General features: G+C 62.0%; 20 protein-coding genes. 7 read left to right on the top strand and 13 right to left on the bottom strand.

What is annotated here, in order from left to right:
• Window positions 1-256: 256 nt before the first annotated feature.
• Window positions 257-937 carry a response regulator transcription factor gene (locus NKH28_RS21945; RefSeq protein ID WP_352980394.1) on the bottom strand — a complete coding sequence of 227 codons (681 nt, stop codon included), beginning with the start codon at window positions 935-937 and terminating at the stop codon, window positions 257-259.
• A complete protein-coding gene (locus NKH28_RS21940) occupies window positions 915-2519 on the bottom strand; it encodes a sensor histidine kinase (RefSeq protein ID WP_352980393.1) in 1605 nt (534 codons plus the stop codon). Before NKH28_RS21940 ends, NKH28_RS21945 begins: the two co-directional genes overlap by 23 nt.
• A gap of 208 nt (window positions 2520-2727) precedes the next feature.
• Between NKH28_RS21940 and NKH28_RS21935 the strand changes: the two genes are divergently transcribed.
• Window positions 2728-4152 (top strand): SLC13 family permease, encoded by a 1425-nt coding sequence (locus NKH28_RS21935; RefSeq protein ID WP_352980392.1) that lies wholly within the window; start codon window positions 2728-2730, stop codon window positions 4150-4152.
• A 1-nt stretch (window position 4153) separates the two neighbouring features.
• The gene (locus NKH28_RS21930) at window positions 4154-5344 is read left to right on the top strand and encodes a glycerate kinase family protein (RefSeq protein ID WP_352980391.1); all 1191 of its coding nucleotides are present in this window, start codon (window positions 4154-4156) and stop codon (window positions 5342-5344) included.
• Window positions 5345-5467: 123 nt separating this feature from the next.
• On the opposite strand, the gene NKH28_RS21925 is transcribed toward NKH28_RS21930, so the two are convergent.
• Window positions 5468-6718, bottom strand: coding sequence for an MFS transporter (locus NKH28_RS21925; protein ID WP_352980390.1), 1251 nt, complete (start codon window positions 6716-6718; stop codon window positions 5468-5470).
• Window positions 6719-6846: 128 nt separating this feature from the next.
• On the opposite strand from NKH28_RS21925, the gene NKH28_RS21920 reads away from it, so the two are divergent.
• On the top strand, window positions 6847-7728 hold the full coding sequence (locus tag NKH28_RS21920; RefSeq protein WP_352980389.1) for an AraC family transcriptional regulator: 882 nt from the start codon (window positions 6847-6849) through the stop codon (window positions 7726-7728).
• 99 nt (window positions 7729-7827) lie between these two features.
• Here NKH28_RS21920 and NKH28_RS21915 read toward each other — a convergent pair whose 3' ends face one another.
• From NKH28_RS21915 to lgt, 6 genes are all read right to left on the bottom strand, one after another.
• On the bottom strand, window positions 7828-8763 hold the full coding sequence (locus NKH28_RS21915; protein WP_023678427.1) for a ribose-phosphate pyrophosphokinase: 936 nt from the start codon (window positions 8761-8763) through the stop codon (window positions 7828-7830).
• A gap of 251 nt (window positions 8764-9014) precedes the next feature.
• Entirely contained in the window at window positions 9015-9635 is a 621-nt protein-coding gene (locus tag NKH28_RS21910) for a hypothetical protein (RefSeq protein ID WP_023678426.1), read from the bottom strand.
• 54 nt (window positions 9636-9689) lie between these two features.
• Window positions 9690-10841: a M24 family metallopeptidase gene (locus NKH28_RS21905; RefSeq protein ID WP_023678425.1), complete on the bottom strand. Its 1152-nt coding sequence runs from the start codon at window positions 10839-10841 to the stop codon at window positions 9690-9692.
• Entirely contained in the window at window positions 10841-11629 is a 789-nt protein-coding gene (gene pgeF, locus NKH28_RS21900) for a peptidoglycan editing factor PgeF (RefSeq protein WP_352833448.1), read from the bottom strand. The genes NKH28_RS21905 and pgeF overlap by 1 nt, the downstream gene beginning before the upstream one ends.
• Before the next feature lie 138 nt (window positions 11630-11767).
• Window positions 11768-12856 (bottom strand): class I SAM-dependent methyltransferase, encoded by a 1089-nt coding sequence (locus tag NKH28_RS21895; RefSeq protein WP_352469753.1) that lies wholly within the window; start codon window positions 12854-12856, stop codon window positions 11768-11770.
• Window positions 12853-13704 carry a prolipoprotein diacylglyceryl transferase gene (gene lgt / locus NKH28_RS21890; RefSeq protein ID WP_352980388.1) on the bottom strand — a complete coding sequence of 284 codons (852 nt, stop codon included), beginning with the start codon at window positions 13702-13704 and terminating at the stop codon, window positions 12853-12855. The genes NKH28_RS21895 and lgt overlap by 4 nt, the downstream gene beginning before the upstream one ends.
• Window positions 13705-13835: 131 nt before the next feature.
• Between lgt and NKH28_RS21885 the strand changes: the two genes are divergently transcribed.
• The 3 genes from NKH28_RS21885 to NKH28_RS21875 all read left to right on the top strand — a co-directional run bounded on the left by NKH28_RS21885 (window position 13836) and on the right by NKH28_RS21875 (window position 15336).
• The gene (locus NKH28_RS21885; RefSeq protein ID WP_352469829.1) at window positions 13836-14138 is read left to right on the top strand and encodes an accessory factor UbiK family protein; all 303 of its coding nucleotides are present in this window, start codon (window positions 13836-13838) and stop codon (window positions 14136-14138) included.
• A gap of 331 nt (window positions 14139-14469) precedes the next feature.
• Window positions 14470-14970: a type III secretion system chaperone family protein gene (locus NKH28_RS21880; protein ID WP_023678420.1), complete on the top strand. Its 501-nt coding sequence runs from the start codon at window positions 14470-14472 to the stop codon at window positions 14968-14970.
• 6 nt (window positions 14971-14976) lie between these two features.
• Window positions 14977-15336 carry a tRNA-binding protein gene (locus tag NKH28_RS21875; protein ID WP_352980387.1) on the top strand — a complete coding sequence of 120 codons (360 nt, stop codon included), beginning with the start codon at window positions 14977-14979 and terminating at the stop codon, window positions 15334-15336.
• Window positions 15337-15348: 12 nt separating this feature from the next.
• Here the strand turns inward: NKH28_RS21875 and NKH28_RS21870 are convergent, their stop codons facing one another.
• The 4 genes from NKH28_RS21870 to NKH28_RS21855 all read right to left on the bottom strand — a co-directional run bounded on the left by NKH28_RS21870 (window position 15349) and on the right by NKH28_RS21855 (window position 19276).
• Window positions 15349-16371, bottom strand: coding sequence for a glycosyltransferase family 4 protein (locus tag NKH28_RS21870; RefSeq protein WP_352980386.1), 1023 nt, complete (start codon window positions 16369-16371; stop codon window positions 15349-15351).
• Between the two features lie 205 nt (window positions 16372-16576).
• A complete protein-coding gene (locus NKH28_RS21865) occupies window positions 16577-17992 on the bottom strand; it encodes an ATP-binding protein (protein WP_352541020.1) in 1416 nt (471 codons plus the stop codon).
• A gap of 50 nt (window positions 17993-18042) precedes the next feature.
• A complete protein-coding gene (locus tag NKH28_RS21860; RefSeq protein WP_023678415.1) occupies window positions 18043-18762 on the bottom strand; it encodes a response regulator in 720 nt (239 codons plus the stop codon).
• Entirely contained in the window at window positions 18749-19276 is a 528-nt protein-coding gene (locus NKH28_RS21855) for a MarR family winged helix-turn-helix transcriptional regulator (protein ID WP_352456926.1), read from the bottom strand. Before NKH28_RS21855 ends, NKH28_RS21860 begins: the two co-directional genes overlap by 14 nt.
• A 249-nt stretch (window positions 19277-19525) precedes the next feature.
• Between NKH28_RS21855 and NKH28_RS21850 the strand changes: the two genes are divergently transcribed.
• Window positions 19526-20419: a branched-chain amino acid aminotransferase gene (locus tag NKH28_RS21850; protein ID WP_352450493.1), complete on the top strand. Its 894-nt coding sequence runs from the start codon at window positions 19526-19528 to the stop codon at window positions 20417-20419.
• The last annotated feature ends 32 nt before the right edge of the window (window positions 20420-20451 follow it).

Below are 20451 nucleotides of genomic sequence, written 5' to 3'. Positions count from 1 at the left end.
GCTCAGTCTAACGTCTCGATTGGTCATGGCACTTCCCCTTCCACGGGAATCGGTGATCGCAACGTCACCACCGTGCCATGGCCGCTCGCCCCTCAGAGCAAGCCCCGTTCTCTCTCCAAAACTTTTTGCAGAACCTTCAGCACACTATCAGCCGATGAACACCTATTCGGAAACAAGCGGTGGAAGCGGCGTTGCGGAAAGAGGAGGTTTCCAGCGAGTGGCGAGAACGGTGCGATAAAGAGTTTCGCTCTACCTTCTATGGCTTCCGCTCGACCAGCATGTAGCCGATCCCACGAACTGTCTGAATGCTGGCCGATGCATCCGGCCCGAGCTTCGCACGCAGATAGCGAATGTATACGTCCACGATCTTCGTCCCGGGTTCGAAGCTGTATGACCAGACATTGTTGAGGATGCGCTCGCGGCTAACCACTTTCCCCGCGTTGAGCATGAGAAAATGCAGAAGGTCGAATTCACGTCGGGTAAGGCTGATTTCCCGGTCGCCGTCCGCAAAACGACGAGCGCTCGTGTCGAGATTGAGGCGGCTCACTCGAAGCAATTGTCGATCCACTGCACCCTGACGGCGTCGGCGCAGCGCGTCAATCCTGGCCACCAGTTCATCAAACGCAAACGGTTTCGTCAGGTAATCGTCGGCACCGCCCTTGAGCCCATCTACGCGATCCTGAATTGTCTCCTTCGCGGTCAGCATCAGGATGAGAACCGGCCACTGCTCCAATCGCACGATCCGGCACAGCTCAAGGCCGTCCAGGTAGGGAAGCAGACGGTCCAGGATCACGAGATCGAATGGATCCGTACGAATAATGGCTAGTCCCTCGCGACCGTCCTCCGCGACACTCACGTGGAAGCCTTCGGCCTCCAACCCCCGGCGGAGAAAGTCGGAGACACGCCGGTCGTCTTCAACGATCAGGATTCGAATCATGGGTGCGATGTACCAGCGGCAGTCTGATTCTGAGGAGGGTTCCCGAAGGCTCAATTCCTTCAAGGCCGATTGTGCCATTGTGCCCGTCTATAATCTCCTTGGCGATCGCGAGGCCAACACCAAGGCCGTCGGCTGCGGACCTCCCGCCGACACGCCCGCGATAATATCGGTCAAACACGAACGGGAGATCGTTGGCATCGATCCCTGAACCGTTGTCGCGGATGGCGATCTCAAGCATTCCATGACGCTCAGCCATCTCGACTGCTATTGTCTGATACGGCTTTGAGTACTTTATGGCGTTGTCGAAGCCGATCAGCAGCGCTTGCTTTAGGCGCTGGGCGTCACCCCGAATGAGGCAATGGTCTGGGTTGAGCGACAGGTCAACGGATATCTGCTTGGGACCTGCGAGTACGGAAGCCTCCTGAACGGCCGCCTTCACAACCTCACCGGTATCGATGTTGCGCAAGGAGAACCTGAAATTTTCAGCTTCGGAGCGGGCGAATGCCAGAAGGTCCCCCAGGTTGCGAGCCATATCTTCAGCGCAATTGCGGATTCGGCTCAGAGCTTCGCGGTAAGATCGAACACGCGGTTGGCCGCGGAGGGCAACGTCGGCCTCTCCGCGGAGAATCGTCAACGGCGTGCGGAGTTCGTGGCTTGCCTCCGCAAAAAATTGTGTGCGTCGGCTATCGATCGCTCTCAGTTGCTCATTGGCTTTCCGCAGTTCACGGGTGCGCAACTGAACCTCCGCCTCCAAGCGGTCCTGTACCGAAATCAGAGCAGCACGTTCGATCTCGAGAGCCTCGGCCATGCTGTTGAAACTTCGCGAGAGGGAAGCGAACTCGTCGCGTCCGGTCGCGGAAACGCGATGGTCGAGCTTGCCTGCAGCGATGGCTTTGGCGCTTTCGTTCAGTTCACGCACAGGTGTGGCGATTGATCGTCGCAGGACCAGGCCGAACCCCAGACTGCCCAGCATGAGCAACGCAGCGAAGCCGCCGGTCAGCAGCAGCAGCCGCCATTGTGCGCCACGGACGCCGGCGAGTTCCTCTCCAACCTCCCTGCGCTCATCGTGCAAAGCGGCTTCAATCATTTCTTCAAGATCGTTCTCTAATCGGTGCTCCACATCGTTGCGGAAGGCGTCTACGATGCCCTTTGGATCCCCCTTTGTTCGCTGGCTGAACAGTCGCTGGGCGGTCCGATCGATCGCCTCAAACAGCGCCTTGACGCGACCGACGAATCTGAGTTCGGCCTCCTCCTGGCGTCTATCGCTCCAATATCCGAGAGCACCGAGTTCCTCGCGAGTGGCGCCCTCCAGCTTGTAGAATCCGGATTTCACTGCTTCTCGCGCCGCTTCGAAATCCGGCATTTGCTCGGGCCCAAGCAGCAAGACTTCAGCGAGTTGCTCGGTGTAATTGTTGGCTTGCCCATTGAGTTCGGCGAGCGCCTCGAACCGCCCGTGGACGCTGTCGATTCGGCGGACGAATTCCTCTGTCAGCTGGAGTGTTGCGAATGCCAGTCCTGAAATCAGTCCGACAAGGGCGAGAATGACGATTTGAAATAGGAAGATGCGGCCTCGAACGGTCATGCGGTAATCCTGCCGGCGATCGGATAATGCCTCTCACCAAATTCTAACCGGAGCCCTCGCAAGCGTCTAATCGGAACCTCCTAAGTTCGAGCGGAGGGTGTGCGACGCCCTCATCGCCACGTTGGCGACGAACTAGACGAGGTTTCGGTTGGCACAAGTAGATTTTCGGACCGACAGTGACGCCACCCTTCGGGAAAGGACACCGCCGGTGCTCTGGCCGATATGGCGAGCCGCACTGATCGGAACCTGTGTATCCCTGTGTGTGGCCATCATTGAATTCGGCCTCTCCGCGCTCCCGTCCGACGCCCGGCGCGCGCTCGAGATCCTGCTTGTCGCGATCATCGGGTGGACCCTGACGCCGTTCGACGACACCTTCGTTGCGATCGCCGCCGGGCTGGCAATGGCGCTGCTGGTCAACCGTGATCCAGGCGCGCTGTTTCATGCGCTCGGCGATGAGTTGATCTGGCTATTGCTTGCCTCCTTCATGTTGGCGGCCACCTTCAAGGCGAGTGGGGTCGCAGATCGCGTTCTCGGCCTCGTGACGGGGCGCATGCGATCGGTTCGCGCAATCGCCTATTCCTTGACGGCCGTCATGATCGCCACAGCCTTCGTCATTCCGTCGACCTCAGGTCGCGCAGCTTTGATGATCCCCGCCTTTCAGGCGATCGCGGGACGCTGTGGAAGCGCCCGGTTGCGAAGGGCCTTCGCGCTGCTGTTCCCCACTGTTATCCTGCTCTCGGCCATTGCATCGCCCGTCGGCGCCGGTGCCCATCTGCTGGCGATCGAAATGGTCGGCCGCCTCTCGGGTGTGAAAGTAAGCTATCTGGAATGGATCGCTTTCGGCCTGCCGTTTGCGGCCGTAAGCACCTTCCTTTCGGTCGAATGCCTGCTCCGGCTTTTCCTGTCGCCGGTCGAACGGCGGATGACCCTTTTGCAGCCAACGACGGTGACTAGTGGCGGTGCCGGATTGGCACGGCAGCCGATACTCTGGATCGCCGGCGGGGTTGTCATCGCGTGGCTGACCGAACCTGTCCACGGACTTGATGCCACCGTTGTCGCTCTTGGCGGCGCTCTCTTGGCCACACTTCCTAGAGTAGGCTCCGTGGCGTTTGGCGATGCAATCAAGAGTGCGGAGTGGAAGCTGCTCTTGTTTCTGGCGGCGACGATCTGCTTGGCAGACGGCCTGACGGCATCAGGCCTCAATCGGTGGTTGATCGAGACGACTGTCGATCCGCTGCGCGGCACCGGCTTGGGCCCGTTGGCGCTTATCTCCTTATTAGCCTTGCTTGGGCTTTTCAGTCATCTCGTGATCCACAGTCGCACGGCGCGTGTCTCGGTGCTGCTGCCCCCGGCGCTGATGCTCGCATCGACAGCGCGGCTCGACCCTCTCCTGGCAATGTTTGTCCTCGTCTCGGCGACCGGCTTTTGCCAAACCCTCGCGATCTGCGCGAAACCGGTGGCGCTTTTCGCGGGGGTCGACGAGGAAGGCTACGGCCCGAAAGACCTCGCCTTGCTCAGCTCAATCCTGCTGCCGATGCAGTTCATCCTCATCGTCGTGTTCGCGGTCACCGTGTGGCCAGCCACCGGAGCCCTGCTCAACACGCTCCATCTGCAACTTGTTGGAGAGCCGTAGAATGTCGAAAAAGAAAGGATTGACGAAACGAAGACGGCTTCGAGTATTGGTCGCACCCTCCGGCTTTAAGGAGAGCCTCGGCGTTCGTGATGTCATCGCTGCATTGGCGCGCGGCGTTCGCAATGCCGTTCCGACAGCAAAGATCCTGGGCCTTCCAATGGTGGATGGCGGCGAGGATTTTACGCGGACCCTTGTTGAATTGTCTGATGGCGAGCTGCATTCCGTCACAGTGACGGGACCGGTGGGACAACCCGTGGCGGCCAATGTCGGTTTTCTCGGGCGAAGAAAGAAACGGACTGCAGTTCTGGAAATCGCGGCGGCTGCCGGGCTCCGGCTCGTCCCCACTGACATGCGTGACCCGACCCGCACTACAAGTTATGGGGTTGGTGAGTTGATTCGTTTTGCGCTCGATCTTGGCGCGGAAAGAATTCTGATCGGCTGCGGTGACTCGGGTGTCAACGATGCAGGAACCGGCATGGCCCAAGCATTAGGCGTGCGTCTGCTCGATGGCCGCGGCCGTCCCATTTCGGGGAGCGGCTCGGCCCTCTCATCGCTAGCTCGTGTCGATCTTTCCAGTCGTGATCATCGCCTTTCGAATGTTCGTGTCGACGTCGCGGTAAATCCCTACAACATGCTGCTCGGCGAGAGAGGCGTCGCTCGGGTGTTCGGCCCGCAAAAGGGTGCAACACCTGATCAGGTGGTTTTGCTCGAGCAGGGCATGGAAAATGTCGCTCACGTCGTTCGCCGCGACCTCGGCGTCGACGTGACGCCGCTTGTCGGCGGAGGAGCTTCCGGGGGACTCGGCGCCGGACTTCACGCCTTTGCTGGAGCCCGGCTGCATCCGCGCTTCGACCTGATCCTGCGGTATATGGATCTCGATCATCGGCTGTCAAACGCCGACATCGTCATGACAGCCGAGGGTGGCCTGGATGGTCAGACGAGCTTTGGAAAGATACCAGCCGAGATTGCCCGGCGCGCGAAACGTCACAATCTGCCCGTCATCGCCTTGGCCGGAACGATCGGAGCAGGTGCAGAGGCGACCCACGACATCGGCATCGATGCCTTCTTCAGCATTCTGTGCCGACCGTGTTCCCTCGAAGACGCGATCCGTGACGCCGACACGCTGCTGGCGAACGCTGCCGAGCAGGCATTCCGGCTGATGCGGGCGACGCGTGCTTTCAAGTTCAGATGACGGAGCGTGTCAGCCAATGGCCGCGATGTCGCCACGCTGCGGCCCTGACCGGCTCGAAGTCTATGTCGAGAACCGAATTTCGCGCTGCCCGGTGGGCGGGGAAGCCGAAGTCCAACCCAAACTTCACCCGATCGTGGTCCCCGCCTCCACCTTCCTCGCTTCCTTCATGTTAGGCAGGAGGACCGTCAGCAGCCCGAGCAGCGGCAAATACGAGCAGACCTGGAAGACGAAATCGATGCCCTTCATGTCGGCGACGACGCCAAGCACGGCGGCCGCGATGCCGCCCATGCCGAAGGCGAAGCCGAAAAAGATGCCGGCGATCATGCCGACCCGGCCGGGCACCAGTTCCTGCGCGAAGACGACGATGTTCGAGAAGGCCGAGGACAGGATCAGGCCGATCAGCACGGTGAGAACCATTGTCCACTCGAAATTGGCGTAGGGCAGGGCCAGGGTGAAGGGCAGCACGCCGACGATCGAGAACCAGATCATCGCCTTCTGTCCGTAGCGGTCGCCGAACGGGCCGCCGAGCAGGATGCCCAGGGCCGAGGCGCCGAGGAACAGGAACAGCATGACCTGCGACATCTGCACCGAAACGCCGAATTTATGGATGGCATAGAAGGTGTAGTAGCTGGACAGGCTGGCCATGTAGGCGTTCTTGGTCAATACCAGCAAGGTCAGCACCGCCAGCGCGCCCAGGACCTTGCGGCGCGGGAAAGGCGAAACGAAGCGTGCCGCCTTGCGGGTGCCCTGTGCGGCGCGCAGGCGGCTGTACCAGCCGCCAACCTGCCACAGCACGATGATGCCGATCAGCGAGCCGCCGGCAAACCAGGCGATGCTGGTCTGGCCGAAGGGCACGACGATGAAGGCTGCCAGCAGCGGCCCCATCGCTTGGCCGAAATTGCCGCCGACTTGGAACAGCGACTGCGCAAGACCGAACCGGCCACCGGAGGCGAAGCGGGCGATGCGTGAGGATTCCGGGTGGAAGATCGCTGAGCCGATGCCGATCAGCGAGGCGCCGATGAGGAGCAGCGAGTAATGTCCGGCATAGGCCAGCACGACCAGCCCGATCAGCGAAGAAGCCATGCCGTAGGGCAGCGAATAAGGCATCGGCCGCTTGTCGGTAATCATGCCGATCACCGGCTGCAGCAAGGATGCCGTCACCTGGAAGGTAAAAGTCAAAAGGCCGATCTGCCAGAAATCGAGACCGTAATTGTCCTTCAGCAGCGGATAGATCGCCGACAGCAGCGACTGCATGATATCGTTGATGCAATGGCAGAAGCTCACCGCCAGGATGACGGTGAAGGCCGTCGCCTGAGCTGAAATGTGGCTGGCCGCTGCCGGCTTGGCGTCGGCGGTTGCTGTGGTATCGGTCAAGGCAGGCTCCGTGGTCTTTTTGGCGGGCGCTCCCGCAGGCGGTCTTATAGGGCGCAGCCTTATACGTTGCTTGTCACGCGACTTCTTTCGTGGTTTGGTCCAATAGTTTCGCAAGTGGGCCATAGCTGATGCCGCATGGCAGGGAAATGTTCAGAGCGGGCGACACCGATCTCGGGCTGTTGCATGAGCGTCGCTGGCAATGGCTGGAGCAGGCCGTAGGGCCGGCAGTGGCGCTGCCGACCGAATATCCGGACGGCTACCATGTGCCACCGCACCATCATAGCCGCAGCCAGTTGCTGCACGCGCTGGTCGGTGTCGTGCTGGTGAAGACGCGGCATGGGCGCTGGATGGTGCCTCCGGACCACGCGATGTGGATCCCCGCCGGCACCGAACATTCCGTCGAGATGCTGGGCGACGTCAGCATGCGGTCCGTCTATGTGATGCCGGAGGCCATTCCCGGCCTGCCGGACGGGTTGCGTGTCGTCGGCATCACCGACCTGATGCACAGCCTGATCGTGGAATCGGAAAAGCTGCCGCAAGGCGCCGAGCTGAAGGGGCGGAGTGGACTGATCATGAAGCTCCTGCTGCACGAAATCCCGAACCTGCCGGAACGGCCGCTCGGCCTTCCGTTCCCGTCCGATGCAAGGTTGGCGACGCTGTGCCGGCGCTTCGTGTCGGCACCGTCACCGCATGCGACGATCGACGAGTGGGCTGCTATCGTCGGCATGAGCCGCCGCTCTTTCACCCGCGCGTTCCACCGCCAGACCGGATTGTCGCTGTCGACCTGGCGTCAGCAGGCCTGTCTGTTCGCGGCGCTGCCACGGCTGGCCGACGGCGAGCCGATCACGAGGGTGGCGCTTGATCTCGGCTATGACAGCGTGCCGGCGTTCATCACCATGTTCAAGCGCATGCTGGGAGCCTCGCCACGCGGTTACATGCGGGGCGCCCGTGATGCTGGCGAAGGTGTGCGACGAACAAGTGGTCCGGCTCGGCCTGAGGCGCAGCCCTGAAGGGCGTCGCGTTCGACCGGCCTCATGCGACACGCTTTGGGTTCTTGTTGTATGCATGTCGTTATCGCAAAACCGCTGCACAGTTTTGCGCGACACGCATTAATCGAACAGGCTCGACACCGATTCCTCGGTCGCCGTGCGCGAGATCGCCTCGCCCATCAGTTCGGCGATGGAGATGACGCGGATATTGGCGGCGTCCAGCACTGCCTGGGTCGGCTGGATGGAATCGGTGATGACCAGTTCCTGCAGTTTCGAGGCGCCGATGCGGGCGATGGCGCCGCCGGACAAAACGCCATGGGTAGTATAGGCGGTCACACTGGTGGCGCCATCGGCAAGCAGCGCATCGGCCGCATTGCACAGCGTGCCGCCCGAATCGATGATGTCGTCGATCAACAGGCAATCCTTGCCGCGCACGTCACCGATGACGTTCATGACTTCCGATTCGCCGGGGCGCTCGCGGCGCTTGTCGACGATGGCAAGCTGGGCGTCGATGCGCTTGGCGAGCGCGCGGGCGCGGACCACGCCGCCGACGTCCGGCGACACCACCATGACATTGGCAAGCTGCTTGTATTTCGCCTTTACGTCGCGGGCCATGACCGGCACGGAAAACAGATTGTCGGTCGGGATGTCGAAGAAGCCTTGAATCTGGCCGGCATGGAGATCCAGGGTCAGCACCCGGTTGACGCCCGCCCTGGTGATCATGTTGGCGACCAGCTTGGCCGAGATCGGTGTGCGGCCCGAGGCACGGCGATCCTGCCTGGCATAGCCGAAATAAGGAATAACCGCAGTGATGCGCTTGGCCGAAGAGCGCATGAAGGCGTCGATCATGATGAGCAGTTCCATCAAATGATCGTTGGTCGGGAACGAGGTGGACTGCAGGATGAAGACGTCCTCGCCGCGCACATTCTCCTGGATCTCGACGAAGATTTCCTGGTCGGCGAAGCGCCTGACGCTGGCCTTGCCCAGCGGAATGTTGAGGTAGCGGGCGACTGATTCGGCCAGCACCCTGTTGGAATTGCCCGCGAAGAGCTTCATGCACCGTTCCTGGCGAAGGATTGAGAGACTCCGATAGCACTCCAGCCTCTTAGTCGGGCTTTTAGCGGCCCGCGCCGGTATTGCAAGCGTCGTGAATGGGAATCCGCCGGCTAATCTCAATAAACGCTTACGGCTTGACGATGCGGCGATAGGTCCACTTCGACGCCGACGGAATCGGCATAGCTCTATCTTCCAGTCTGAGTATGATCTTTTCCGAAAACCGGATTTCACTTTCGGAATTATGCTCCAGGTCAGCCGGCGCCGCCGCCAAGCCAGGTGGCGAACTGGTCGATTGTCTGGTCGGCAATTGCCTGCATGGTCGCAGGCGCGACCGCCGTCCAGCCTTCGCCGCCGCCAACAGACGGCGCCTTCTGCTGGCCGTTGATGCGATGCAGCCGGTTGCCGGCCGGGTCATAGATGTCCCAGACATAGATGACGGTAGTGTCCTTGCCTTCCGTCATGGTCGAGAAATAGCCCTTGAGCACATGTGTTGGGGTCTGGTCGGTGCTGCCGGCCAAGGTGATGCCGCGCTGCCTGGCGCGTGTCTGAAGCTCGGCGGTCAGCGGTGTCGCGGCTTCTACCGAGGCGCCGACGATCGGCGCCACCTGCAGCCGGGTCCGCGCAATGGCAGCCGCGCTTTTGGCGGGCGGCACGGCTGCTGCAGCGGAAGGCTGCGCCGTATCTGCAGTTTGCGCGGTGCCGGCAGGCTGAGCCGGAGTTGCGGGGGGCGTCGCGGCACCTCCGGCTCCGGAGAGGGATTGCGTCGATTGCGGGGCAATGGCCGAGGGTTCGAGAACGTCCTTCGCATTGGTGCAGGCCGCCAGTGCCAGCGCCACGAGCAATGACACGGTCGTCACATGCGATCGTCTCATTAGCCTGAAAACTCCTTGGCGACGAACGCCCCTCACACTCTCTCCATTATGGATTCACTGCACGATCAAGTCGAGATCATGGCGGGACAGCGGCTTCGGCTGGGATTCGGTGGTCAGATAGGTGCGGCCAAGCGTCATCGCGGTTTCGGTTTCGGAGTCCATGATGATCATATGGGCGAACAGCGTCATGTTCGGCGCAATCGGTTCGGGATTACCCTGATAGAACATCGGCATATCCATCCAGGACGGGGTGAAGCGGGCGCCGAGCGAATAGCCGCAGGCATTGAGCCGGTGCTTGGTCAAGTTGTGGGCTTCGAGGGTGCGGGCATGGGCGTCGAACACGTCGCCGAACGTATTGCCGGGCGTCATCGCCTTCTCGACTGCAAGTAGCGCGGCGCGGGCGGCATCGAACAATTCCTGGTGGCGTTTCGATACCTTGCCGGTCAACACCGTGCGCATCATCGCCGCATGGTAGTGGTGGAAGACACCGGCCCATTCGAGCGTCAGCTGGTCGTTCTTGGTGAGCTTGCGGCGACCGGCCTTGTAGCGGCAAAGCAGGGCGTCGACTCCGGAGCCGATGATGAACTCGTTGGCCGGATAATCGCCGCCGCCGGCAAAGATCGCACCTTGCATGGCGGCGAGGATCAGCGCCTCATCGCCACCCTGCTTGATCAGCGGCAGTGCTGCGTCCAGCGCGTCGTCGGCCAGATTTGCGGCTTTTTCCGCCTTGGCGATTTCTGCCGGGCTCTTGAATAGCCGTAGCCGGCTGACAATGCCGGAGGCATCCGCGATCTGCCCGAAGGTCTGCAACTGCTCGTCGAGGCGCCGGCCATTATAGGCGGTCAGGCCGTGGGTGTCGTATTCGACGCCGATCCGGGCGCCGAGCAGGTCAAGCTCGTTGAGCAGATTGCGCAGATCTACCGCCGGATTGGCGCCGTTGCGGTCCGTCCACAAAACGATGTTGTCGATGATCGAGGTGTGGCGCGCCTGGCGCAAGTCGGCCGAACGCGTCAGCAGCACCATCGAGCCGTCGGCCTTGACCACCAGGCACTGGAAAAAGCAGAAGCCGAAGGTGTCGTAGCCGGTTAGCCAATACATGCTTTCCTGGGCAAACAGCAGGACGGCGTCGAGCTTCTTTTCGGCGATCTCGATCATCAGTCGATCGCGCCGCGCATCGAATTCCGAGCGTTCGAAATGCAGCGCCATCAGTCAGCCTCCAAAACGATTGCCGAAACCTGCCGCCCGTAGTCGGGCTCGTTGCGATGCGTGCTGCGCCGATAGGAGTAGAAAAGCTCTTCCTCGGCATAGGTGCAGCGGCCAAGTCCTTCGGCATTGACGCCAGCCTTGGTCAGCCGGTCGACCGTGTAGCGGTTGAGATCGAACATCGCGTGTCCGGCATTTGCGGAGGGCGCGAAATAGCGGGCACTGCCGGCATCGGCGTCGACGAAACGGGCGACGAATTCCGGTCCGACTTCGTAATTCCGTGGGCCGATCGAAGGACCGAGCACTGCGACGATGCGGTCGCGCCGGGCGCCGAGGCTTTCCATTGCCGCGATGGTGTTTTCCAGCACTCCGGTGAAAGCGCCTTTCCAGCCGGCATGGGCGGCGCCGATAATGCGCGCCTCGGCGTCGGCGAAGAGGACCGGTCCGCAGTCGGCGGTCGAGGCACCGACGGCAATGCCCGGCCGGTCGGTGACAATGGCGTCGGCCTTGGGCCGCTCGCCGGCAAAAGGCTCCCTGGCAATGACGACGTCCGGCGAATGAACCTGGTGAGCGGTCAGCAGATGGTTTGCAGGCACGCCCATCCATTCGGCGACCCGGCGGCGATTCTCGCGCACCAGCGTCTGGTCGTCGTTCGAGCCGGTGCCGATGTTGAGGCCCCGGTAGATGCCGCTGGAAATGCCGCCGACGCGCGTGAAGTAGCCGTGGCGGATGCCTTGCGCCGTTTCCAGCAAGGGCGACCGAACGGGATCCGGTTTGGTCTGATTCAGCATGGCGGCTTTGTTGTCCGTATGGGCGATTTCGTCAAGCGAGTTGAAGGGCGCAGTTGAAGGCTGGTCAGTTTAAGGCTGGCGCAGTTGATGTCGGCCGCTAGTCGGAGATGGGAGAGTGGGAGAGGCGGCAGCGAAAAGTCAATCCATGCTTGGAAACGGCGGAACGGCAATGCCGGCGGGGAGGACGGCAAGCACCTTGAAGAGTTCGCCCATGGCCAGCGGGCCGGCGAGGCGCTCGACGTCGGCCGCGATCTTTTCGCGAGCTGCCTCATCGGCATTGGCGCCGAGCCGGCCAGCTCGTTCGAGAAGCCCCATCTTGAGCAGGAATTCACCTTGCGTTGAGAGGTGGGCATCGAGGCTGTGTGCCCGAACGGTTGCCGCGAGGGCAGCGAAATCGACATGGGCTGTGAGATCGGCCCGCCCCGGATTGGCCAGCACGTCCTCATGACGGTGCTTGCGCAAGGCCTGCAAGGTGTCGCCGATCCCGGGCTGGAGGTGACCGTAGTCGAGAAACAGGCCGGCGCCGCCAAATCCGGCAAGTCGCCCGGCGATGGCCGCCATCAGGGCGGCGCGGGCTGGCGCCACCTCGACGATCGCACCTTCCGGCGCATTCTCGGCACCCTCCGGCAGCAGCATCGGGTCGAGCGAGCCGGCGCCGACGAAAAAGCGCAGCCGGTTCGCATCGTCGAGACCGATCATCCGCTCGCGCCAGCCGGCTCCGGCGCGGACGAACTGGCGGATGGGCACCGCGTCAAACAGCTCATTACCAACAATCAGAAGCGGCGCCTGCGGTAGTGTGTCCACGGCCTCATGCCAGGCGACGGTGGCCGACGTCCCGGCAAGCGTTCGTTTCTGGACCTCGGTCAACCGCGGACTGGTCTCGATCAAGGCGAACGATGCGCTGGCGGTAAGCGTCGGATCGAGCCGCGAAAGCGTGCGCAGCATATCTCTCATCAGCGTGCCGCGGCCGGGGCCTATTTCGGCGATGGCGACCGGCGTCGGCCGGTCGATCGCCAGCCACGCCTGGTAGAGCCAGATGGCGACCAGTTCGCCGAACATCTGGCTGACCTCCGGCGCGGTGACGAAGTCGCCGGCGGCGCCGAACGGCTCACGTGTCGTATAATAGCCGTCCTGCGGATCGAACAGGCAGAGCGCCATGTATTCGCTGATGGGGATCGGTCCCACCGCACCGATCAGCTCGGCGATGCGGGTCTCCAGCCGCGTCATGCCGGCTGCGGTTTTGTCACCGGCTTGGCTGTAGCCATCGCCCAGATGCCGGCCAGCACCATCGGCAGTGACAGCACCATTCCCATGGTCAGCCAGCTCGTGCCAAGGAGGTAGCCAAGCTGCTGGTCGGGCTCGCGAAAGAATTCGACGAAGATGCGCGAGGCGCCATAGCCGGCGATGAAGGCGCCGCCGATGAAGCGCGGCGTCTTCAGCTTGAGCCGCGAATGGGTGAGGAAGCGCAGGATAAGGAACAACACCAGCCCTTCGAGCAGCGCCTCGTAGATCTGGCTCGGATGGCGTGCAAACGGACCGCCATTGGGGAATTCGAATGCCCATGGAACGTCGGTCGGCCGGCCCCATAGTTCGGAATTGATGAAGTTTGCCAGGCGAACGAGGCCAAGCCCCACCGGCACGCCGGCGGCAACCACGTCGAACAGCGACCATGTGCGGATGCCGCGAGACCGGGAAAACAGCGTCATTGCGACAATGACGCCGATCAGACCGCCATGAAACGACATGCCGCCCTGCCAGACGGCGACGATATCGAGCGGATTGGCGATGTAGCGCGGCAGGTCGTAGAACAGCACGTAGCCGGTGCGTCCGCCGAGCACCACACCGATGGCTGCCCAGACGATGAAGTCGTCGAGGTCGACGGGCTTCATCGGCAGGGTGCCGTCGGGCCACAGTTTTGGGTTGGTGACGAGGCGCTTGGCATACCACCAGGCGAACAGAATGCCGACGATGTAGCCGACGCCGTACCAATGCACCGCCAGCGGTCCGATCCGGACGATGACCGGGTCGATGTTGGGAAAGGGCAGGGCGGCCAGCGGCAGCAAATATTCGCTCAACAGGGTCTCCGGGTTCCCAATCAGGTTCGGGCGCGGACCATGCGGCAGGCTTTTGGCGGGGTCAAGGCAAGCATATGCTTGCATTCCGAATCGCGCGCCACTACGTCAATTCGACCAAGCGAGGATTTGCCATGGCGACCGGACCGAACCGCATTCTCGATGAATTCGCCAAGCTGATGACCGATGCAGCCGGTGCCGCGCAAGGCGTGCGGCGCGAGGTGGAGACCGCCTTCAGGGGCCAGGCCGAGCGCATACTCAACTCCATGGACGTGGTGCAGCGCGAGGAATTCGAGGCCGCTCGCGACATGGCGGCGAAGGCCAGGGAAGAAAACACCCGCCTCGCCGCTCGCATCGAGGCGCTCGAGGCCAGGCTTGCCGAATTGACCGGTCAACCAGCGCCTGCGGCTGCGTCAAAGCCGCGTGCAAAAAAATAACAAGAAATAAATCGTTAAACTTTTCCACAAAGCCGGATCGCAAAAAGCGCTTTGTCGTGAATCGCTTACCGGTACTGCGTGAATCTTTGTGACAGCGCCTTTCCACATGCGAATGACGCAGTGCGAAAAATTTGGCTGGTCACGCGACTCCCGATCAATAGACTGAATTTGTTGCATGATTCGGAGCAGGGTCATGCGCCGGGCGGTGGGGTCCGGTCCGGGGTCTTTGCGTTGACGAAGTCCTGGCCGTCCGAGTTCTAGGCAGAATTGTTCGAGTGTGCCTCTCCCGCGGAGCGTGTGGTGGCGCTCCCAGAACGACAGGAAGCATTTCATGGAACTTCTCGAACTCGAATTTTCCCGCGAAATCCATCCGGTGGATGTTATCGAGCAGGTGGCGCACAATAACGATTGGTCCTTCGAGCGGGCCGGCGACGACGAGATCTCGATCTCGGTTGCCGGAAGCTGGACCGACTACCACGTTTCATTCTCCTGGATGGAGGACTACGAGGCGCTGCACCTGGCCTGCGCCTTCGACATCAAGGTCCCGGAGGCGCGCGCGCTCGAGGTGATGCGGCTGCTTTCGCTGATCAACGAGCAGATGCTGTTTGGCCATTTCGATCTCTGGGAGCAGGAAGGCGCCATCATGTTCCGCCAGTCGCTGCTGCTGGCTGGTGGGGTCGAGCCGTCGAGCCAGCAGGTCGAGGTGCTGCTGTCGTCGGCGCTGGAGGCCTGCGAATGCTATTTCCAGGCGTTCCAGTTCGTCGTCTGGTCGGGAACTTCGGCCAAGGATGCGTTGGCCGGCGTGCTGTTCGAAACTTACGGAAACGCCTGACCGTCGATGGTTTCGAGCAACGCGCGAAAACCCGAGATCAGCTTTGCCGATTTCGACCGCGTCGACATCCGCGCCGGCACGATCGTCGAGGCAGAGCCTTTTCCCGAGGCGCGCAAGCCGGCGATCAAGTTGAAAATCGATTTCGGTCCCGTGATCGGGGTGAAGAAGTCCTCGGCCCAGATCACGAAATACTATTTGCCCGAAACCCTGATCGGCCGGCAGGTGTTCGCTGTGGTCAATTTCCCGCCGCGTCAGATCGGGCCATTCATGTCGGAAGTGCTGACGCTCGGCTTTCCCGATGAAGAGGGCGCGGTGGTGCTTGGGGCAATCGAACGCAAAGTGCCGGACGGCGGCAGGTTGTTCTAGCTGCGCTGTTGTTCACGCAGCCAGTTTACGCCTGGTACCCAGCGCTTCTTCGACCGTTTCCATGAACATTTCCGCGCAGGCGTTCCAGCTGTAGCGCACAGCGCGTTGCCGCGCCTCGGCGCGGTCTACGCAAAGGGCGGCGAGCGCTGCTTGCCGCAGGTCGTCCGACACTGCGCCGCCGATGCCGTCACCCACAATATCGATGGGTCCGGTGACGGGATAGGCTGCGACCGGCGTGCCGCTGGCCAGCGCCTCGATGATGACGTTGCCGAACGTGTCGGTACGGCTGGGGAAGACGAAAGCATCGGCCGAGGCGTAGATCTCGGCCAGTTCGTCGTTCGGACGATGGCCAAGGAAATGGGCATCGTGATATCTGGCCTTCAGCTTCGCCAATTCCGGCCCTTCGCCTACGACCAACTTGCTGCCAGGCAGGTCGAGGTCTAGGAAGGCCGGCAGGTTCTTTTCGATCGCGACGCGGCCGACGCAGAGGAAGATCGGTCCGGGAAATCCCAGGTCCTTTCTTTTGTCCGGCCGAAAATGGTCGGTGTCGACGCCGCGCGTCCACGGCCGGAGCTTGGTGAAGCCGCGCGCCGCAAGATCGTCGGCAAGCGACTGGGTGGCAACCAGCGTGCCCTGTCCTGAATTGTGGAAATCACGCAGCCAGCGATAGGCCCATGCTTCAGGCACCGGCAGGCGCGCGCTCAGATATTCCGGAAAACGTGTGTGATAGCTGGTCGTGAACGGGCGGCCGGCGTTGCGGCAGTAGCGCCGGGCCATAATGCCGAGCGGTCCTTCGGTGACGATATGGATGTGGTCCACCTTGCGTGCCTCGATCAGCTGCGCCACGCGGTGCGGCGTCGTCAGCGCCAGCCTGATATCGGGATAGGTCGGCAGAGGCAGGGTGCGAAAGATATTCGGCGTCAGGAAGTCCGTCTCGATATCGAAGGATTTCAGGGTCTCCGAGAGACGCTCTAGCGTGTGGACGACGCCGTTGACTTGCGGGCGCCAGGCGTCGGTGACCATCAGGATGCGCATGGCGGTCCCTTGGCGGCAAGCTTGATTGTCTCGCCGCGACGCCTGAGCGGCGACCACGCCGCAGCTCGGGCGTCGCACCAGCGCACCCGGGCAGGCGCGGGGTCGAAATGAGGCCGCAGGGCCGAATCAATCAGGATCGCGCGCTTCATTGGCGCTCTTCACCATGGTTTCATGACGGGCCGATGAAGGCCGGGTGTCGCTGCCGTCAAGCGGGGACCTTGATCACCGCCCGAAGGCCGCCGAGCGGGCTGCGTTCGAGGACAATGTCGCCGCCATGGCTGCGGGCAATGTCTCGTGCGATGGAGAGGCCAAGGCCGGTGCCGCTGGCGTCGAGGTTGCGGGCCTCGTCCAGCCGCACGAACGGCTTGAATACATCCTCTCGCTTTTCGGGCGGAATTCCCGGGCCGTCATCGTCGATGGTGACGAGCAGCGAACCGCGCCCATGATTGGCATTGATCTCCACCGTCTTGGCATAGCGGAATGCATTGCCGACGACGTTGGACAGCAGCCGCGCAAATGCATTGGGGCGCACGTGCACATGCGGATCGCCGACAAGCACGGTCGACAGCTTGCGCTTGCGCAGCGCGGCTTCCTCGCGAAGCTTGTCGAAGAAGGCTTCGAGATCGAACTGACCGGCATCTTCCGAAGCTTCGCCGCGTGCAAAGGCAAGGTAGCCTTCCAGCATCGACTGCATGTCGTCGATGTCCTGGTCGAGTGCCTGGGTATCGGCCGCCTTGGTCCCGGCAAGCGCCAATTGCAGCTTGAAGCGGGTGAGGATGGTCCTCAGATCGTGGCTGACGCCGCTCAGCATGGCGGTACGCTGCTCGAGCTGGCGTTCGATGCGTTCGCGCATCTGGATGAAGGCAAAGCCGGCGCGGCGGACTTCCTCGGCGCCGCGTGGGCGAAAATCGCGCGGCATCGGCCGGCCCTTGCCGAAGCTCTCGGCCGCCTCGGCCAGCGTCAGAATCGGCCGGATCTGGTTGCGCAGGAAGGGAATGGCGATCATCAGCAGCACCAGCGAGGTGCCGACCATCCAGATCAGGAAAATATGGGTGTTCGATGCATAGGCCTGGCTGCGGCGCACGAAGACGCGCAGCACCTTGTTCTCGAGCTGGACGCGGACCTCGACGATATTGGAATTGCCGACCGTATCGATCCAGAACGGACGGTTGATCTGGCGGGTGATCTCGGACGAAAGGATCTCGTCGAGGATCGAGAAGAACGGCTTTGGCCCGGGAGGCGGCAGCGGGTCGGGCGGGAGGAGGTCGACCTTCAGCTGCATGCGATCCTGGGCGATGCGGATGACGTTGGCGTAGTCGGCGTCGTGAGGATAGGTCTCTATCAGGTCGATGATGGCGGCGATGTCGCGCACCGTGGCCTGCGACAGGCGTTGCGTCACGGTCTGCCAGTGGCGCTCCATGAAGACAAAGGCGACGACCGACTGCAGCATGATCATTGGCGCGATGACGATGATCAGCGAGCGGGCATAGAGCCGCTTCGGCATGTAAAGCGACACCAGGCGCCAGAAACGGTTCCAGGCGCGCGGCACGGCCTTGAGCGCCCGCGTCGCGCGGGCGCTGAAGCCGCCATCTCCCGGCCGTTCGAGTTGCGTGGTCGCCATTCGTCCTTTCGCTCACCGGGACCCGGCAAAGGGCCGCTGTCGGCGGCATTCTATTCCACGCTGAGCCGATACCCAATACCGCGCACGGTCTGCAGCCAGACCGGATTGGACGGATCGCGTTCGATCTTGCGGCGCAGCCGGTTGATCTGGACGTCGATCGTGCGCTCGCCGACCTCGGATTCATCGCCGACAAGCTCATGCCGCGGTATCGTTTCGCCGGCACGCGCAGCGAAGATCGCCAGGATTTCCTGCTCGCGGTCGGTCAGCTTGAGCGCCTCGCCGCCGCGCTTCAGCTCACGCCTGGCGATCTGGAACGTATAGGGGCCAAAGACCAGCTGTTCGACCTTGGGCGTCGTCGCGGGGCCGCCGCGGCGCAGGATATTGTTGATGCGCAGGATCAGCTCGCGCGGGTCGAACGGTTTAGGCAGATAGTCGTCGGCACCGGCCTCGAGCCCGGTGATCCGGCTGTCGGTTTCGGACAGTGCGGTGAGCATCAGGATCGGCACGTTTTTCTCGGCCCGCAGCGCCTTGGTGAGATCGACGCCGCTTTCACCCGGCATCATGACGTCGAGCACGATCAGATCGAAGTCGAGGCCGGCGAGCTTGCGCCTCGCCTCGCCGGAATTTCCGGCGACGGTGACGCGAAAACCGTTTTCGGTCAGATACTGTTTCAGAAGATTGCGGATACGGGTGTCGTCGTCGACCACCAGCAGATGCGGCGCGTCGTCTTCCGGTGCTGTCGGATGATCAACCCTCTCAATGGTCTCCATGGTTTTTCCCTGACATCTTTGCGGGCACAATGTCGATCTGCGCCCTTAGTTCCGGATTTACCATCGCTTCAAGGAACCGTTCGATAACGGCGCGTTCGGTGGCTCCGGAATCTTCCAATGCAGCATGGATGCGGCGCGACTGTGGCCGCGCCAGTGCCAGCGCCAGAGCACGGCCCTTGGCCGTCGGATAAAGCTCGCGCTGGCGGCGGTCGCGGGGGCCCTGCAATTGCACGATATGGTCGGTGTCGATCAGTTGCTTGAGCACGCGCGCCAGGCTCTGCTTGGTGATCTTGAGCACATCGAGGAGCTCGGCGACCGTCAGGCCGGGCCGGCGATTGACAAAATGCAACACCCGATGATGGGCGCGGCCAAAACCGTAATCGGCTAGGATCTGGTCCGGATCGGAGGTAAAGTCGCGATAGGCGAAGAAGAACAACTCGATGATGGCGAAATCGATGCCGTCCTCGTCGGTGATCGCTGTCCTGATCGGCTCTGCGGCTGCGTGGCTCGTCATCTTTTCTCCGTGTGAAGCAGGAAATTATGTCAGCACTATTGACGTATTTTCCGCGCGATGGTAATTTTTGGCAAGCTTTTCGGCGGATTGCGAACGAAAAGGCAAGCGAAGCCGTTTTTTCCGGAACTTCCTGAGTTTGCCAGACCTTAAATATCCGCCTACGCTTTGAGACAATGGCCGCCCGCAGCGGCCGAGGCGAAACACGCAACGACACAATGATGTGCGGGCTGCCGCCCGCGGGAGGTTACCATGGCATCCGTTCCCTTCGACCAACTGGACGGCTTTATCTGGATGAACGGCGAATTCGTCAAATGGGCCGACGCCAAGATCCACGTCTTGACCCACGGGCTGCACTACGCCAGCGCGGTATTCGAGGGCGAGCGCGCTTATGGGGGCGAAATTTTCAAGCTGACCGACCACACCGAACGCCTGCATGAATCGGCGCGCCTGCTTGGCTTCAAGATACCCTACTCGGTCGCCGAGATCGACGACGCCTGCCGCACGCTGTTGAAGAAGCAAGGTTTCCAGGACGCCTATGTCCGGCCGATCGCGTGGCGCGGCAGCGAACAGATGGGCGTTTCCGCACAGAACAGTCGGATCAACTGCGCCATCGCCATCTGGCAGTGGCCAAGCTATTTCGACCCGGCGCAGAAGCTCAAGGGGATCCGCCTCGACATGGCCGAATGGCGCCGCCCCGACCCGCGCACCGCACCGTCGAAATCGAAGGCGGCCGGCCTCTACATGATCTGCACCATGTCCAAGCATGCCGCCGAGGCCAAGGGCTATGCCGACGCCATGATGCTCGACTGGCGTGGCCAGGTGGCGGAAGCGACAGGCGCCAACATCTTCTTCGTCAAGGACGGCAAGATCCATACGCCCAAGCCTGATTGCTTCCTCGACGGCATCACCCGCCGCACGGTTATCGGCCTTGCCAAGGACCGCGGTTTGGAGGTGATCGAGCGCGCCATCATGCCGGATGAGCTTGAAGGCTTCCAGCAGTGCTTCCTCACCGGGACGGCAGCCGAGGTGACGCCTGTTTCGGAGATCGGTCCATACCGATTCGAGGTCGGCGAAATCGCCAAGACGCTGATGAATGACTATTCTGCGGCCGTTCAGCCCAAGCACGCAATCGCTGCAGAATAACGAAAGTCACAGCTTTTTTAACTAGTAAGGGC

The sequence above is a fragment of the Mesorhizobium sp. M1227 genome (genome assembly GCF_040318315.1).
Classification (GTDB): domain Bacteria; phylum Pseudomonadota; class Alphaproteobacteria; order Rhizobiales; family Rhizobiaceae; genus Mesorhizobium.
Note: the sequence above shows the minus strand (reverse complement) of the source record. Positions and strands in the feature narration are given on the sequence as shown.